Source organism: Cobetia sp. MM1IDA2H-1 (assembly GCF_002916775.2).
In the GTDB taxonomy this organism is placed as follows: Bacteria; Pseudomonadota; Gammaproteobacteria; order Pseudomonadales; family Halomonadaceae; genus Cobetia; species Cobetia marina.
Genome location: NZ_CM133225.1, coordinates 218,237 through 234,189, shown reverse-complemented (window position 1 = coordinate 234,189; position 15,953 = coordinate 218,237). Strand labels below are relative to the sequence as shown.

The following is a 15,953-nucleotide window of genomic DNA, read 5'->3' as shown; positions in this document are numbered from 1 at the left end:
GGCCAGCGTCCGGAAAACCGGACTCCACCTACAGCATCGGCCTACCACCGCCAAGGATCAACGTAGCCAGTGGTCGTAGGAGTTCCCGAGGTCAGCACATGCGGTAGTTGCTTATACTCGCGATCTAGCTGTGGACCATTCCATGCAGAACTAGAACTTGCCAGATGACACTCGCCCCAAAAACAAGAAAACCCCGCCGGAGCGGGGTTTCCTTATCAGCCAACACTATTTACTGGATATATTTATCAATAGTGTTCAACAAGCGTTCCTTGAACAAGAAAATGTCCTTAACGTCTTTGATCTCTACTCGATCGGCGTCATCATCAAAGAACTCGACTCTTTTGATGCTTTTACCATTAAAGCGCAGGCGACAAATCGGCTTGCGGTTATTATCATCAAGTAAAATACCGCAATAGCTTTTAGTATCACGCATGACAACACGCTCAATATCAACCTTGGCGCAAACCAAAGCTCTTACAATATTATAGGCGTCAATTTCTTCTTGCGTGGTTTCAATGCCATCTTCTGGCTCTACCTCTTTTTCAACAGGATCACTTCTCATAACGTCGCTAACTGACAAGTCACTGGAGTTAAGCGCTTTCTTGAGACGAGTATCCACCTGCTCACGAATAAACTGTTGAATTGCATCATAAACGGTTGGCTTGAACTCACTCACCACACTTTGAGTCATGCGCCCTTCGTAGACACGCGACACAATAAATTTCACAAAGTCTTCAGGCACGTCGGTAATGAGAGAAGCAAACTCTTCTTGTATAAGCGAGATATACTTAAGCTGACTTGCAGAGCCAAGAATATTATCAACTTCAAAATCACTTTTACTGAATTTTTTCAACTCCTCTAAATCACGATCGTTGTGATCTAGCAGATCGAAACGGAAGAAAGGCTGATCGTCAAGCTTATTCCTGTCATCCAAGTCCGAGAAGAAGCGATACTCCACACCATTCGTGAGTACACCAAAGCGCGCAGGCGTCACACTGAAATAACGATAAAGCTGGGTGAAGTGGGCTTGGTCAAGATTCATACCCAAGGGCTTGCACTCAATTAACACGGATATCTCGCCATCTTTCATGATGGCATAATCAACCTTCTCGCCCTTTTTCTTCCCTATATCGGCAATATACTCTGGAATGACCTCGCGAGGATTAAAAACGTCATACCCCAAGATCTGCAACATGGGTAATATTAACGCCGTCTTGGTGGCCTCTTCGGTCGTAATGTGAGAGCTTTCATCACGTGCACGACGGACTAATGGCTGGAAACGTTCTATTAAGCTCATTTTTCTTCTTCCCTGTGTAAAAGCTAGCTCCTAGATCTTTGCCCTGATAAGGATAACTGTCAAAGTTAATAACAAAAACCCCGCCGAGGCGGGGTTTTTGTTATTGCTTAAAGAGTCCGTCGCGTTAATGCGCTTCTTCCCAGTTGTCGCCTTGCTCGACTTCGACGAGCAGCGGGACGTCGAGGGAGGCGGCGTTCTGCATGCGCTGGGCGACGTCTTTCATGAAGTCTTCGACCTGCGCTTCGGCGACTTCGAAGACGAGTTCATCGTGCACCTGCATGACCATCATGGCGTCATACACCTTGTCACCGTCATTGCCCGCCAGCCAGGCGTCCACGTCGATCATGGCGCGCTTGATGATGTCGGCGGCACTGCCTTGCATCGGGGCGTTGATGGCGGTGCGTTCGGCAGCACTGCGACGCGCATGATTGCGCGAGCCGATTTCCGGCAGGTAGAGACGACGGCCGAAGATGGTCTCGACATAGCCCTGCTCGGCGGCGAGGTGGCGAGTGTCTTCCATGTAGGTGGCAACGCCCGGATAGCGCTCGAAGTAGCGCTCGATGTAGGTCTTGGCCTGGCCGGGGTCGATATCCAGCTGACGCGAGAGGCCCCAGGCGGACATGCCGTAGATCAGCCCGAAGTTGATGGCCTTGGCGCTGCGACGCTGATCACTGCTGACACGCGATTCCTCGGTGCCGAAGACTTCCGCGGCGGTGGCGGCGTGCACGTCACGGTTGTCGGCGAAGGCCGAGAGCAGCCCCTTGTCACCGGAGAGGTGCGCCATGATGCGCAGCTCGATCTGCGAGTAATCCGCCGCGACGATGCGATAGCCGGGGCGCGCGATGAAGGCCTGACGAATGCGACGGCCCTCCTCGCTGCGCACCGGGATGTTCTGCAGGTTCGGATCGGAAGACGACAGACGCCCGGTGGCGGTGACGGCCTGATGGTAGCTGGTGTGCAGGCGGCGCGTGGTCGGGTTGACCAGCTGCGGCAACTTGTCGGTGTAGGTGCTCTTGAGCTTGGTCATGCCGCGATGGCGCATGATCAGCTTGGGCAGCGGGTAGTCCAGCGCCAGCTCCTCAAGCACGGCTTCGGCGGTGGACGGCGCGCCCTTGGGAGTCTTCTTCTTGACCGGCAGCTTCTGCTCCTCGAAGAGGATCTCGCCCAGCTGCTTGGGGGAAGAGAGGTTGAACTCGCGGCCCGCCAGCTCGAAGGCCTGCTTCTCGATGTCGTGGATCTGCTCGGTTAGCTCACGGGTCTGGGCGTGAAGGCGCTCGGGGTCAATCGCGACGCCGTTGCGCTCGATGCGCGCCAGCACCGGAATCAGCGGGTATTCGTAATCACGCAGCACCTCGCCCAGACGGCCCAGCTTCTCGATGCGCGGCATCAGCAGCGCGGCGAGGCGCAGGGTGATGTCGACATCCTCACAGGCGTAGGGCATCGCCTCTTCCAGCGCGATCTGGTCAAACGTCAGCTGCTTGGCGCCCTTGCCGGCGATGTCGGTGAAGCTGATGGTGCTCTCGCCCAGGTACTTGAGCGCCAGCGAGTCCATGTCGTGACGGGTCGCGGTGGAGTTGAGCACATAGGACATCAGCATGGTGTCGGCCAGCGGACCGGCCACCGCGATGTCATAGCGCGCCAGCACCTCGATGTCGTACTTGAGGTTCTGGCCGATCTTGGTGATGGCGCCATCGGCCAGAATCGGCGTCAGCGCCTCCAGCACGGCCTTGCGGTCCAGCTGCGCGGGGGCATCCAGATAGCTGTGGGCGACGGGGATGTAGACGGCCTCGCCGACCTCCAGCGCCATGCCGATGCCGACGATCTCGGCTTCCATGTAGTTGAGGCTGGTGGTCTCGAGGTCGAAGCACAGCGAGGTGGCGTTGCGCACGCGCTCCAGCCACGCGTCCAGCTCGGCCTGCTCGGTGATGGCGCGGTAGTTGCGCTCCTCACGCGGCGGCAGCGCCTCGGGCATCTCGTCCTCGTCACCCGCCCCATCCAGCTCAGGCGTCGGTGCAGCGGCGGTCTTGCCCTTGCCGGAGGCCTTCTCCGCGACGGGCGCGATGCTGTCGCCGAACAGATCACCGCCGGCGACACCGCTGTCCTTCTCGTCGGCGTGCGGGGTAGCGGCCATGTCACCGCCTTCCAGCAGCTCCTTCAACCAGGCGCGGAACTCCATCTCCTTGTAGAGCTCGACCAGCGCGGCGGTATCCGGCGCGGCGATCGCGAGGTCATCCAGGCCATGCTCCAGCTCGCAGTCCAGCTTGATGGTGGCGAGACGATAGGAGAGATAGGCATCTTCGCGGTGCGCTTCCATCTTCTTGGCCAGGGTCTTGGCGCCGCGGAAGCTGAGCGTCTTGATGCGATCGAGATCACCGTAGATGGTGTCGAGACCGCCGCCCATGCCCTGCAGCAGGCCCAGCGCGGTCTTCTCGCCCACCCCCGGCACGCCGGGAATGTTGTCGACCTTGTCGCCCATCAACGCGAGGAAGTCGATGATCAGATTGGGCGGAATGCCGAACTTCTCGGTGACGCCGTCCACGTCCAGCGTCTCGTTCTTCATGGTGTTGACCAGGGTGATGTGCTCGTTCACCAGCTGAGCCATGTCCTTGTCGCCGGTGGAGATGACGGCGTCACGTCCGGCCTCGGTGGCCAGTCGCGCAAGAGTCCCGATGACGTCATCGGCCTCGACACCTTCCACGCACAATAGCGGCAGACCCAGCGCGCGTACGCAGGCATGCAGCGGCTCGACCTGCAGGCGCAGGTCATCGGGCATCGGCGGACGCTGGGCCTTGTACTCGGGGTACATGTCATCACGGAAGGTCTTGCCCTTGGCGTCGAACACCACCGCCATGGGGCTGTCCGGATACTGGCGGATCAGGCTCTTGAGCATGTTGATCACGCCCTTCACCGCGCCGGTGGGCAGGCCCTTGGAGGTGGTCAGCGGCGGCAGGGCATGAAAGGCACGATAGAGGTAGGAAGATCCATCGACGAGAACGATCGGCGTGGCGGCCATGAGCAGTCGCATCCGTAGGCTGAAGGGTGAGCTTGGGGCAAGCAGAGTCGGGGCCGAAACTCTCTCGGCATCAATGGCTGTCATGATACGCAAGGGCTGCGGCGAGGCACAGTCACGCCGCGGGCATGGACCGGCTTTCGGGCAGCTCCCGGGGGCAGTGAAATCGTGCACGCGGCTGACAAGAGTCGTAGACTGCGCCCATCAGGCAAGGTTTCTGGCCATCGCCGATTCGCTTGCCCTCCGCACGCTTGCGCACAGAATCTTTGCGCTCAGGACTTTTGTGTACGGGGCCTTGTCGCCAGTCTCCCTGCGATGAAGGCTCACGTGTTAAAGGAGGAATGCCATGCGCACGACTGCTTCGATTGCTCCGCACCCGACGCTGCGCCTGCCCACGCTGCTGGCGAGTGCTCTGCTGCTGGTCATCACCGCGCTGGGCGCCCCGCTGTCCGTGGCCGAGAGTGATGCCCCCAAGCCACAGGTCACCAGCCGTCAGCAGGATGACCGCCAGCTGCGCGAATACCGCGTCAATGGCCATCTGTACGCCATCGAGATCATCCCCAAGGGGGGCACGCCCTTCTTCCTGCTCGACAGTGATGGCAACGGCAACTTCACCCGTTCCAGCGTGTCGCAGGCCAGTCAGCTCAAGGTGCCCGGCTGGGCGCGGAAAAAGTGATAAGCTCGGCATTGCGGGTCACGCGGCATCTGACCCGGCAGTGACGGGCATCATGCCCGGACCGGACGCATCCCTTGCGCTCGGCCCGGGCATGGAGGTCTCCCTCCTGCCTACCGACAACAACTCCTGTCAGCGCATTGCCGCCGCGTCGGTCCAGCGGCGCGCCACTGATGGGGCGGACACATTTCGGCGAGAAGAGTCACCCATGGCAGTCTTTACCCCCCTGAGCGAGGCTCAGGTCGCAGAATTTCTGGCAGAGTACGATGCAGGCACGCTGACATCGCTGGAAGATGTCGCCCACGGCACCGAGAACTCGACCTTCTTCGTCACCACCGACCGCCGCGAGATGGTGCTGACCCTGTTCGAGCAGGGCGAGCATGAGGAACTGCCCTTCTTCGTCGAGCTGCTCGACTTCCTCGCCAGCCACCAGCTGCCGGTGCCCGGCCCGCTGCATGACCGCGAAGGTCAGGCGCTCAAGACGCTGGCAGGCAAGCCGGCGTTGCTGTTTCCGCGCATGCCGGGCAAGTGGCCCGTCTCGCCCAATGTCGCCCAGTGCCGCGAGATCGGCGCTGCGCTGGGGCTCATGCATGCCGTCTCCCAGCACTTCACCGGCCAGCGCCCCAACACCCGTGACCTGCATTGGATCAAGCCGATGCACCACAAGGTGCTGGCCTATCTGAGCCCGGAAGACCAGGCACTGATGGCCGACGAGATCGATGTCTGCGAAGACGTCTTCAGTGGCGTCGACCTGCCACAGGGCGCGCTGCACGGGGATCTGTTCCGCGACAACACGCTGTTTGACGGCGATCGCCTCGGCGGCATCATCGACTTCTACAATGGCTGCACCGGCGACCTGATCTTCGATCTGTCGATTCTGGTCAATGACTGGTGCTCCAATGACGATGGCCGTCTGGATCAGGCGCGTTATGACGCCCTGCTCAGCGCCTATCTGGCCGAGCGTCCGATGAACGCTGACGAACGCCGCCTGTGGCCGAGCATGCTGCGCATGACCGCGCTGCGCTACTGGCTGTCACGCCTGCTGGTGGTCTACGTGGACCCGCCCGCTCACAGCCTGACGCCGAAGGACCCGGCACAGTATCGCCAGCTGCTGGGCCGGCGCATCGAGGAAGGCGCCCTGCCGCTGCCCGACGCCACCCAGCCGGCCTGAATGTCCACGCAAGTGGCAAAGCGATTGCCTGCGCCTCCCCAGCAGGCATAATGCGCCCCCTGAGCGCCCGCATCCGTGCGGGCGCCATTGTCTTCTCCGACGCTGCCCACACCGCTGAGCACCGCCGGGCTTGCCTTCACGCCGTCCATCTCCGGAGACCGCGATGACCTCCTTTGCAGCCGAAGCACGCCGCACCTACAACATTGACCAGTGGGGCAGCGGCTATTTCGATGTGGGCCAGGATGGCCTGACGCTGGTGCGCCCCCATGGCGAACCGGGTACGCCTGCGCTGCCGCTGATCTCGCTGATCGACAAGGCCCGCGCCCAGGGCCTGCGACTGCCGCTGCTGATCCGCTTCGCCGATATCCTGCATGACCGTGTCGAGCAGCTGTGCGCCGCCTTCGATGCCGCCATCAGCTCACGCGGCTATGGCGCCAGCTACACCGCCGTCTATCCGATCAAGGTCAACCAGCAGCGTCGCGTGGTCGAGGAACTGCTGGCGACCAGCGAACGCTCGCGCGGGCGTGTCGGCCTGGAAGCCGGCAGCAAGCCGGAACTGCTCGCCGTGCTGGCACTGTCGGACAATGGCCCGTCGGTCATCGTCTGCAACGGCTACAAGGACCGCGAGTACGTGCGTCTGGCACTGATGGGCGAGAAGCTCGGCCATCGCGTGCACCTGGTGGTCGAGAAGGCCAGCGAGCTGGAACTGGTGCTGGAAGAGGCTGAACGTCTCGGCGTGCGGCCGCGCATCGGTCTGCGCGCGCGCCTGGCCACCATCGGCAAGGGCAACTGGCAGAACACCGGCGGCGAGAAGTCGAAATTCGGCCTGACGGCGAGCCAGATCGTCGCGCTGGTCGAGCGTCTGCGCGAGGTGGATGCGCTGGACTGCCTCAAGCTGGTCCACTTCCACCTCGGCTCGCAGATCGCGGACATCAGCGACATCCAGCGCGGCCTGGCCGAGTGCGCGCGCTTCTATCAGGGGCTGCATGAGGCCGGTGCCGGCGTGGAAATCGTCGATGTCGGCGGTGGCCTGGGCGTGGACTACGAAGGCACGCGCTCGGAAAGCGCCTGCTCGCTCAACTACTCGATGCGCGAATACGCCGACTATGTGGTCGGGGCGTTCCACGCGGTGTGCGAGGCGCATGATCTGCCGCATCCGCACATCATCTCCGAATCCGGTCGTGCTCTGACCGCTCACCACGCCGTGCTGGTGACGGACGTGATCGGCGAGGAGCGTGTCGACCTGCCGCTGCCCACGCCGCGTGAGGATGATCTGCAGATCGCCGCGCTGTGGACGCAGGCCGCGCGTCTGGAGGGTGCGCTCGAGCCACGTGAGCTGGTGGAGATCTACCACGCCGTGGTGCATGCCCAGCATCAGGTGCAGGAGCGCTTCGTGATGGGGCTGGCGAGCATCGCCATCCGTGCCGAGGCCGAGGCCATCTACACCAACGTGTGTCGCAGTCTCGCCGGGCGCCTCGATGCGCGCCAGCGTTCGCACCGCGCGGTGCTCGATGAGCTCAACGAGAAGCTGGCCGACAAGCTGTTCGTCAATTTCTCGCTGTTCCAGTCACTGCCGGACATCTGGGGCATCGAGCAGATCTTCCCGATCCTGCCGCTGACCGGTCTCGACCGCGCGCCGACCCGGCGTGGCGTGATCCAGGACATCACCTGCGACAGTGATGGCCGCATCGACACCTATGTGGATGACCAGGGCCTGGACGCCACCCTGCCGCTGCCGGAATGGCATGCCGAGGAAGAGAAGCTGCTCGGCTTCTTCATGGTCGGCGCCTATCAGGAGATCCTCGGCGATCTGCACAATCTGTTCGGCGATACCGATTCCGTGGATGCCAGCCTCGACGACGAGGGCCAATGGCAGCTTTCCCATGCCATCCAGGGCGATAGCGTGGCGCAGGTGCTGCGCTACGTGAACTTCGACCCGGATCAGCTGGCGGCCCGCCTCGCGCGTCAGCTCAAGTCATCCAATCTGAACGCGCTGGAACAGGCAGACCTGCTCGAGGACCTGAAGGCAGGTCTGGAAGGATATACCTACCTGGAGAGCTGAGCCCTTCCGTCATTGAGCCGATCTCTGCTTCAGAGATTCGAGCCCGGAAAGCAGCAGCCCAGACAGCAAAAGCCCCTGCCGGAATCCCGGCAGGGGCTTTTTTTTAACCCGCTCAGGGCTGTTTTCAACTCGCTCAGGGCTGCTGTGAACTCGCTCAGGGCTGCCTCAGAGCCAACTCACGTCAAGGCTCGAGACAGACCCAGGCGTCATGCCACGCCGCGAGTGCGTGTCTCGACACGCAGCAGCTCGCCGCTGCCATCCGGGGCATCCAGCGCCAGTGCCAGCGCCTGATCCGGATTCAGCTCGCCAACCCCTTCCGGCGTACCGGTCAGTACCACGTCGCCGGGCAGCAGCGTGAAGCTGTGGCTGATCTCGCTGAGCAGCCGCGCGACAGGGAACAGCATCAGACGGGTATCCGCCTGCTGACGCTGCTCGCCGTCGATGGCGAAACGATACTGCAGTGCCTGGAAATCGACATCATGCAGTGCGCCTTCGCCATCACGCCAGCGCGGGCCTTCCAGCGCCACGAAGGAGGACAGCGGACAGCTGCCGTCAAAGGCCTTGGCCAGTTCCCACGGCTGGCCCTTGGCCTTGAGCTTGCTCTGACGCTCACGCAGGGTGAGATCCAGCGCCAGCCCCATGCCGGCCAATGCCTCCAGCGCCTCGTCTTCACTCGCCTCGCACAGTGGCTTGCCGATCAGCAGCGCAAGCTCGGCCTCGTAATGGTACTGGCCACGACGCTTCGAGAGCGGCAGCGGCTTGTCCATGGGCACCACGCTGGTGGCGGGCTTGATGAACAGCAACGGCTCGCTGGGCACTTCATTGCCGAGCTCCGCGGCGTGGGCAGCATAATTGCGCCCCACGCACACCACCTTGCCGAGATCATGGGCAAAGACACGACCATCGCTGAAACGTGGGGTAAAACGCTGAGCAAGCGGCATGCAGAACTCCTGTCGGGGCGTGATGGATGATCAATGAGAGATGATCGATGAGAGATGTCTCAATCTTACGCCGCCCCGCCGGTTTGCCACTACCACACCAACGTCCGAGATTTCGCCGCCTGAACGCAACCCCGGGTTGTGCAGTTCAGTCCACTGGCCTGCTCAGCCTTTCGGTCTTTCCTTTCACTTGCTCACGCTGGCGATCTGTCACGCGCGGCTCATTTTTCCAGTTCATCCCAGCCACCATCGGCACGGTGGGCCAGAAATTCAGGGCGCGGACGAGAGGCCGCGAACGGCGCCTGCATGGCATTGTCGACACGGTTGTAGACGAAGAAGGCGTTGCTGCGCGGGTCCGGCGACATGTTGGCGTTGGAGCCATGCAAGGTGTTGCAGTCAAACATCAGCAGACCACCCGCGGCACCGGTGGGCGCCTCGATGCCACGCTGGGCGACCAGCTCTCGCAGCGCTTCGCGCGAGGGCACACCGACTTCCTGTGCCTGCAGCGAAGACTTGTGATTGTCTTCCGGCGTCTCACCCAGGCAGTGCACGAAGACTTCGTGCGAGCCGGGGATCAGCATCAGCGGGCCATTGAAGTGGTGATTGTCATTCAGGATGATCGAGGCGCTGACCGCACGCATTTCCGGCATGCCATCCTCGGCGTGCCAGGTCTCGAAGTCCGAGTGCCAGTTGAAGCCCTTGCCCTCGAAGCCCGGCTTGTAGTTGATGCGCGACTGGTGGACATAGACATCGCCACCCAGAATCTGGCGCGCGCGATCCATCAGGCGCGGGTCTTCGGCAAGCTGGCGGAAGCGCTCCGACAGGAAGTGCACGGCGAAGATGGAGCGGATCTCGCGGCTCTTGGGCTCGGTGATGGTGAAATCACGGCCCTGGAGATCTTCCTGCTCCAGCAGCGCAGCCAGTTCGGCCTTGAGCGTCTCGACTTCTTGCGGGGCCAGGAATTCCGGCTCGAACAGGAAGCCATCGCGCTCGAACCGCTTGAGTTGCTCAGCCCCCAGCGGCCCCTCGTCGGCGCGCGAGTGCACGACGGGCTCGCGGCGCTTCTGCCACAGGTGCTGCGGTGGCTGGCTCAGACGCGTCGGGTAGGCGTCGCGCGAGTGGGAGGAGCCTCGGTCGCTGCCTGACTTGTCCAGATAGGCTTCCGGCGCCTGATCGCGATCGGCATCGACCTGACGAACACCCAGACGCTGATTGGAGGACTCTGCGCCATCGCTGGCGTTGCTGCCGTCCATCTCGTGGTGGTGGCGCTGCTTGGACGAAAGCGCAGCGGTGGCGTTGTACGAGGTCATGTGGCGTGAAGCTGTCATCTTGCTCTCCTTAAGGCATCAATGGCTTGCATTGAGGAAAGAGGAATCCGGCGTTCTATTCCTGCGGCTTGGCCGCACTGTCCCACCTATGGGCCATGACACAGACTTCAACCCCATGAATCATGAATTAATCACAGACGCCTGATCCCCGAGTTCGTTAAAAGACCATTCAATCGCGCACTACCCCCGCCATCACCGTTCTCGCGAAAACATGAGACCTCCTGTGTCTCACGGATGACAAGATTCCTCAGTCACCCCGATAGATCATTTCATCATTCACGCGGTGGCCACGCGCCTCATGCATGAAAGACATCATGCCTCATATATCGCCTCATTCCTTGTCATGGACTCCTGACAATTCACCCCAATACGCTTCGCCTTTTGCAAATCGCATCGCGAATGATCACCAGACAATAAGCGTAAGTTGTTGTGAGCTATTGTGAATTTAGTTGGCACACTTAATGCCCCTGTAAAGACACGGCATCACAACTGATAGACACATATCAGAGTACAAGAACGGCGCAGGACAATGCGTCACACCAGGGGAACTTCCAGCATGTTCAAGCCACGGATTTGTCTGGCCGCTTGCATGGCCACAGTGCTGGGGGGCTGCGCCGCAGTCGAGCCAAAATTCGATAATGTCGAGCCAGTCGTCGGGCCGCCAGTCACCTCAAACAATACGCCTTACAGTGAATGTCTTGCCTCATTGAGCCGTATTTCAGGCGCGACAAACCTGCCAGTCATCGCCGTCGGGCAAATCACTGACAAGACAGGGCAACGCAGCTATTCGACAGTAACCGAAAGCGCCGCCGTCACTCAGGGTGTCTCGGAAATGTTGATCAGCGCGCTCTACAAGACTCGCAAGGTTCACCTGACAGAGCGTCTTGATGTTCGCGTCCCGCTGGCCGAGCAGCAACTTTACGAGAACAAGGCCATGGCCTATGCACCACGCAAGCTGGCCGTCCTCCCCTCGCACTTCGTGGTACTCGGTGCCCTCACTGAGCTCAATTACAACATTTCCAGTGGTGGCACTCGCCTGTTCGTCAGCGGAATCGGGGCCGGATTGCGGACCGCCGTGATCAATGTGGGCCTGGACCTGCGCATGGTCGACATCCGCACCTTCCGCACCGTCTATGTCACCAGCCTGCAGAAGCAGGTGGTGGGTTACGAAGTCGAAGCCGGCATCTATCGCTTCTTCGGCAATCAGCTGGTCGAGTTTGATTCCGGCGCAGTGCGCAATGAGCCACTGCAGCTGGGGGTGAGATCAGTCGTGGAGATGGGCGCCTACCAACTCCTGACTGAAGGCCTGGGACTTCCTGTACCTGCGGGGCAGGAATGTGAACTTCACCCAGGGCAGCATGTAGCAGCGAAAGACGGCAACACGCAGCAAGTGGCCGCAGCCAATACGGCATCAGGCAGTACCGCAGCAGTCGCAACACCGTTGAGAGAAGCACCCGCAACAGAGGCACCTGCAACAGAAACATCGGCAGCATCCAGCGCAGCACAATAAGTCAACATTCATGAGGAACATGACAATGACTACCTATAACAAGCTCGCAGTCGCCATCGGTCTCGCAAGCGGCATGATGATGGCTAGTCAGGCTCCGGCCCAAGCCTTCGATAACGTCGACTGGGACTGGGATGGCAAAGTCAAGAGCAAGATCAAGGTTGAAGTCGATATTGATCCGAAGATCAAAGACCCGGGCGGCCTGGTAATGATCGAGAACTTCCAGAAGCAGATCGGTGACGTCAGCTCGGAAGCCATCGTAAAGGATGTCACCTATGGCACGACAGCGGGGGAAACCACTGTCGAGACAGGTAGCTTCGCTGGGGCAGGCGCAGGGGCCGCCGCAGGAGCAGGTGCAGCGGCAAGCATCTTTGGTAGTGGCGCAGCTGCAGGTGCGGGTGCTGCTGCGGGCGCTATCGCGGGCACCTACACTATCACCACCAATACTGGCGGTGTCGTGAATGACGATATTGTCAATCTGGAAAGCCTCGAAAACGCAGCAACCTCCGTGGGCAACAATGCTTCCATCGAAAGTGATGCCATGGTCAACCTGCATAACGAGCAGTTCCTGGCAGGCGGATACTTCAGCAAAGCTGATATTGATTCACTGGCCAAGGTCGAGAATATTCTCAACCTGAGTGTGGACAATGCCGCGACCTCGGTGGGCAACAACCTTTCGGTAACTCAGGACACTACCGGTGTTGATACTGCCCTGATTGCTGACAATACCCAGATGAGCTTTGCCAATGTGACCTCTACTGCCAAGGTCAAAGACATCACCTTGGGCCTGGCACCAATGTCTGGCTTCGAGGGACCTGTCATCAACAATGCCGCGACCTCAGTGGGTAACAATATGTCCGTCTCCGTCGGCCCCGTTACTCCGTAAACCCTTCAGCAGGCAATCAACACACGCGGGGCGACCCGCGTGTGTTTCAGCACCTGCCGACATCAGAAGTCTCACGCATCAGACACTGCATCTTTCACAGAGCGAAAGGAGCAAGACATGAATGCTTTTACACGTATCATCCTGGGGGTCGTCAGCGCGGGATGCCTGCTGGCCACGACGGTCAGCGCCAACTCGCTGATGGGGCCCTTCCCCTACGACTTTCCGGCACGTAGCGCAGAAACCGCCCTGATTCTCTACGAGAGCAAGAAGGCCGGCAGCCTGGGGGAAGGGTCCGATACCAATATCGGCGCATACACGCTCAATACCGGCAGCAGTACCTCGATCGGCAACTGGCAGCAGATTGAACAGACCCTGAGTGACGGCTCTACCGGCACCATCGACAGCACGGCGGACCAGTCCGCCGATGGCAGCTCGCAGACGTCGTCAACGGATTTCACCATCACCCACAACAATGCGGATGATGAAGAGGAAGAAGCCCCATGATGTCCCGCCCGGGCAAGGCGTGACGGCCCAGGCAGGGCACTTGAGAACATCAGACTCACGTGTCAAACGTGAGGAGAGAGTTGGTCATCATGCCAACGGGTGGGATGAGATATCTGACCCTCGCGCGCAGCGGAAAAAACCCACTAAAAGCCGCCATGATCATCTCTCACGTTTGAGTAAGCTTGGAAAAGGACGCGCAACAACCCGCATGACGAAGACTCAACGCTTGGGGAGCGTGTGTCCTTCCGAGAGGCTGTCACCAGAAGCAGCCCGACAATTATGCTCCTGCAGCGATGCTCTACGAGCTGCTGACAGGGGTCCAGCAGCAAGGGAACATCACTCATGACCGCACTGAAGGCTCACCATCAGGCTACGCCGATCACCACTGCGTTGAATCTGACTGTCGACTCCCCCGCACGGGTGAAGTCTCTACCGACAGGCCGGCCTAACGGTTTTGAGGGGTTCATCGGAGGCTCATCGTCCATGCAGACCCTCTATCGCACCCTCATACAGGTCGCCCATTCGGACGCCCCCATCTTCATCACCGGCGAAAGCGGCAGCGGCAAGGAGCTATGCGCCACTGCCATCCACCGCCACAGCCCGGTACGCGAAGGCCCTTTCATCGCCGTCAACTGTGCTGCCATCCCGGCGGAGCTATTGGAATCACAGCTGTTCGGGCATGTGCGTGGCGCCTTTACCGGTGCCGTCAGTGCCCAGCAGGGCCTGGCCGTGGCAGCGGATGGAGGGACGCTGTTCCTGGATGAGATCGCCGAACTGCCCTTGCCACTGCAGAGCAAGCTGTTGCGCTTTCTGCAGACCGGCCAGGTGATGCCCGTGGGCGCGACACGCACGGTCGAGGTCAACTGCCGTATCGTCTGCGCCACGCATCAGGACCCGCGTCAGCTGGTGGAGACCCATCGCTTCCGCGAAGACCTCTTCTACCGCCTGCACGTCATCCCGCTCAAGGTGCCGCCCCTGCGCGAGCGCGGAAGTGACATTCTCGAGATCGCCAACGGCTTGCTGAGTCGCATGGCCAGCCACGAAGGCAAGCATTTCACCAGCCTGAGCGCCTGCGCGGAACAGGCGCTGCTGGCCCACGATTGGCCGGGCAACGTGCGCGAGCTGGAAAACACCCTGCGCCGCGCCATCATCCTCCACGAGGGCGAGAGTCTCACGGCCGCCATGCTGGACCTGCCAGCACACGGCGGCTCACACGAGAGACTCGAGCACGCACCACCCGGCGCCGAGAACCAGGGCCTCTGGCAGCGCCCGCTGTGGATGGTGGAGCGGGATGCCATCGAGACGGTGATAGCGGCATGCGATGGCAGCATTCCGCGTGCCGCTGCCATTCTGGAAATCGCCCCATCGACCATCTATCGCAAACGCCTCAGCTGGCAGGCCCATCACCCCGGCTCATCCGCCGCGCATTGAGCGCCGAAAGACGCAAGGCGAGCAGACGCCAGACGCAAAAAAGCCACCCCGGAGGGTGGCTTTTCTGTTGGCTGCCGAATTCATCCTGCGACTTCATCTGCTAGCCAGAATTGGCTGGGGTACCAGGACTCGAACCTGGGAATGCCGATACCAAAAACCGGTGCCTTACCACTTGGCTATACCCCAATTTGGTGGCCAGAGACGGAATCGAACCGCCGACACGGGGATTTTCAATCCCCTGCTCTACCAACTGAGCTATCTGGCCGACCGGAAGACACAAAAAAAGCCGCCTGGGCGACTTCGATATCCTGCGTTCTTCGTTCATCTACAGAAGCCTGAAGATGGTGCCGGCTAAAGGAGTCGAACCCTCGACCTACTGATTACAAGTCAGTTGCTCTACCAACTGAGCTAAGCCGGCACAAAGAACTCATGATATGAGTCTTCTTACTACGTTACTGCATGTCAGCTGGCTGGGGTACCAGGACTCGAACCTGGGAATGCCGATACCAAAAACCGGTGCCTTACCACTTGGCTATACCCCAACACTTGGTGGCCAGAGACGGAATCGAACCGCCGACACGGGGATTTTCAATCCCCTGCTCTACCAACTGAGCTATCTGGCCCTTGCCAACGAGGACGTATTAAATAGAAAACCTTTCCCGACGTCAACCCTTGCTTATCAAGAATTTGGCGTCGTTATTCGTCTTCCATCGCCCTCGCCGTCTCGTCAGACTTCGTAGCCCTGTCCGCCCTGCGCTTCGCCCTTGGCGGCGGCGTCAGTCGGGACGAAACCTTCGGCCTGATCGGTCTCTTCGTTGCGGAAGAAACGCTCCATCTGCTCCATCAGATAGCGACGGCTATCGGCATCCATCATGTTGAGGTGCTTCTCGTTGATCAGGCGTGTCTGCAGCGCCTGCCATTCTTCCCATGCCTGCTTCGAGACGTTGGCCCAGATATCCTGGCCCTTCTCGCCCGGCAGCGGCGGAAAGTCGAGACCCGGCAGGTCCTGGTCATACTTGCGGCAATGTACGGTGCGCATGGGTAACTCCGTAAGAGAACTGGATGTCAGTGCGGTTGAGCGCCGAGCCTTCGCCAGACGCTCAATCGATTGCCTCATTCTCGCACGCTTGAGCGGGTTTCCCCCAG

Annotated in this window: 12 protein-coding genes and 5 tRNA genes; 7 read left to right on the top strand and 10 right to left on the bottom strand. The window is 60.4% G+C overall.

All coding sequences use genetic code 11. The features are described from left to right. Positions 1-229: 229 nt before the first annotated feature. Together BOH68_RS01085 and polA are read right to left on the bottom strand one after the other, a co-directional pair. Positions 230-1,297: a type I restriction endonuclease gene (locus BOH68_RS01085; protein WP_077378587.1), complete on the bottom strand. Its 1,068-nt coding sequence runs from the start codon at positions 1,295-1,297 to the stop codon at positions 230-232. Positions 1,298-1,421: 124 nt separating this feature from the next. Further along, complete coding sequence (gene polA / locus BOH68_RS01080; RefSeq protein ID WP_077378584.1) at positions 1,422-4,310, bottom strand: DNA polymerase I; 2,889 nt, start codon at positions 4,308-4,310, stop codon at positions 1,422-1,424. A gap of 343 nt (positions 4,311-4,653) precedes the next feature. Between polA and BOH68_RS01075 the strand changes: the two genes are divergently transcribed. From BOH68_RS01075 to speA, 3 genes are all read left to right on the top strand, one after another. Continuing rightward, positions 4,654-4,983: a DUF2782 domain-containing protein gene (locus BOH68_RS01075; RefSeq protein WP_077378578.1), complete on the top strand. Its 330-nt coding sequence runs from the start codon at positions 4,654-4,656 to the stop codon at positions 4,981-4,983. A gap of 205 nt (positions 4,984-5,188) precedes the next feature. Then, entirely contained in the window at positions 5,189-6,151 is a 963-nt protein-coding gene (locus BOH68_RS01070) for a homoserine kinase (RefSeq protein ID WP_077378575.1), read from the top strand. A gap of 163 nt (positions 6,152-6,314) precedes the next feature. Next, positions 6,315-8,213 carry a biosynthetic arginine decarboxylase gene (gene speA, locus BOH68_RS01065; protein WP_077378572.1) on the top strand — a complete coding sequence of 633 codons (1,899 nt, stop codon included), beginning with the start codon at positions 6,315-6,317 and terminating at the stop codon, positions 8,211-8,213. Positions 8,214-8,419: 206 nt separating this feature from the next. Here speA and BOH68_RS01060 read toward each other — a convergent pair whose 3' ends face one another. Together BOH68_RS01060 and thpD are read right to left on the bottom strand one after the other, a co-directional pair. After that, positions 8,420-9,154: a fumarylacetoacetate hydrolase family protein gene (locus tag BOH68_RS01060; protein WP_077378569.1), complete on the bottom strand. Its 735-nt coding sequence runs from the start codon at positions 9,152-9,154 to the stop codon at positions 8,420-8,422. Between the two features lie 218 nt (positions 9,155-9,372). Next, positions 9,373-10,479, bottom strand: coding sequence for an ectoine hydroxylase (gene thpD, locus BOH68_RS01055; RefSeq protein WP_308457347.1), 1,107 nt, complete (start codon positions 10,477-10,479; stop codon positions 9,373-9,375). Positions 10,480-11,035: 556 nt separating this feature from the next. On the opposite strand from thpD, the gene BOH68_RS01050 reads away from it, so the two are divergent. The 4 genes from BOH68_RS01050 (at position 11,036) to BOH68_RS01035 (ending at position 14,807) form a co-directional block, all read left to right on the top strand. Next, positions 11,036-11,989, top strand: a complete 954-nt coding sequence (locus BOH68_RS01050) for a CsgG/HfaB family protein (protein ID WP_077378566.1) — start codon at positions 11,036-11,038, stop codon at positions 11,987-11,989. Between the two features lie 25 nt (positions 11,990-12,014). After that, complete coding sequence (locus BOH68_RS01045; RefSeq protein ID WP_170877474.1) at positions 12,015-12,872, top strand: hypothetical protein; 858 nt, start codon at positions 12,015-12,017, stop codon at positions 12,870-12,872. 117 nt (positions 12,873-12,989) lie between these two features. Then, on the top strand, positions 12,990-13,376 hold the full coding sequence (locus tag BOH68_RS01040; protein ID WP_077378560.1) for a hypothetical protein: 387 nt from the start codon (positions 12,990-12,992) through the stop codon (positions 13,374-13,376). A gap of 342 nt (positions 13,377-13,718) precedes the next feature. Beyond that, positions 13,719-14,807, top strand: a complete 1,089-nt coding sequence (locus tag BOH68_RS01035) for a sigma-54 interaction domain-containing protein (RefSeq protein WP_077378557.1) — start codon at positions 13,719-13,721, stop codon at positions 14,805-14,807. 111 nt (positions 14,808-14,918) lie between these two features. Here the strand turns inward: BOH68_RS01035 and BOH68_RS01030 are convergent. The 6 genes from BOH68_RS01030 to BOH68_RS01005 all read right to left on the bottom strand — a co-directional run bounded on the left by BOH68_RS01030 (position 14,919) and on the right by BOH68_RS01005 (position 15,846). Next, positions 14,919-14,993, bottom strand: a tRNA-Gln gene (locus BOH68_RS01030). Between the two features lie 3 nt (positions 14,994-14,996). Beyond that, positions 14,997-15,072: transfer RNA gene (locus BOH68_RS01025), tRNA-Phe, on the bottom strand. Positions 15,073-15,149: 77 nt separating this feature from the next. Beyond that, positions 15,150-15,225, bottom strand: a tRNA-Thr gene (locus BOH68_RS01020). 49 nt (positions 15,226-15,274) lie between these two features. Further along, a tRNA-Gln gene (locus BOH68_RS01015) sits at positions 15,275-15,349 on the bottom strand. A gap of 5 nt (positions 15,350-15,354) precedes the next feature. Further along, positions 15,355-15,430 (bottom strand) — tRNA-Phe (locus BOH68_RS01010). 104 nt (positions 15,431-15,534) lie between these two features. Then, entirely contained in the window at positions 15,535-15,846 is a 312-nt protein-coding gene (locus tag BOH68_RS01005) for an oxidative damage protection protein (RefSeq protein ID WP_077378554.1), read from the bottom strand. Positions 15,847-15,953: the final 107 nt, after the last annotated feature.

What these genes read in the sequence shown, in the direction of transcription:
- BOH68_RS01085 (WP_077378587.1), bottom strand. Translation starts at nt 1,297, where the DNA reads ATGAGCTTAATAGAACGTTTCCAGCCATTAGTCCGTCGTGCACGTGAT.
- polA (WP_077378584.1), bottom strand. Translation starts at nt 4,310, where the DNA reads ATGGCCGCCACGCCGATCGTTCTCGTCGATGGATCTTCCTACCTCTAT.
- BOH68_RS01075 (WP_077378578.1), top strand. Translation starts at nt 4,654, where the DNA reads ATGCGCACGACTGCTTCGATTGCTCCGCACCCGACGCTGCGCCTGCCC.
- BOH68_RS01070 (WP_077378575.1), top strand. Translation starts at nt 5,189, where the DNA reads ATGGCAGTCTTTACCCCCCTGAGCGAGGCTCAGGTCGCAGAATTTCTG.
- speA (WP_077378572.1), top strand. Translation starts at nt 6,315, where the DNA reads ATGACCTCCTTTGCAGCCGAAGCACGCCGCACCTACAACATTGACCAG.
- BOH68_RS01060 (WP_077378569.1), bottom strand. Translation starts at nt 9,154, where the DNA reads ATGCCGCTTGCTCAGCGTTTTACCCCACGTTTCAGCGATGGTCGTGTC.
- thpD (WP_308457347.1), bottom strand. Translation starts at nt 10,479, where the DNA reads ATGACAGCTTCACGCCACATGACCTCGTACAACGCCACCGCTGCGCTT.
- BOH68_RS01050 (WP_077378566.1), top strand. Translation starts at nt 11,036, where the DNA reads ATGTTCAAGCCACGGATTTGTCTGGCCGCTTGCATGGCCACAGTGCTG.
- BOH68_RS01045 (WP_170877474.1), top strand. Translation starts at nt 12,015, where the DNA reads ATGACTACCTATAACAAGCTCGCAGTCGCCATCGGTCTCGCAAGCGGC.
- BOH68_RS01040 (WP_077378560.1), top strand. Translation starts at nt 12,990, where the DNA reads ATGAATGCTTTTACACGTATCATCCTGGGGGTCGTCAGCGCGGGATGC.
- BOH68_RS01035 (WP_077378557.1), top strand. Translation starts at nt 13,719, where the DNA reads ATGACCGCACTGAAGGCTCACCATCAGGCTACGCCGATCACCACTGCG.
- BOH68_RS01005 (WP_077378554.1), bottom strand. Translation starts at nt 15,846, where the DNA reads ATGCGCACCGTACATTGCCGCAAGTATGACCAGGACCTGCCGGGTCTC.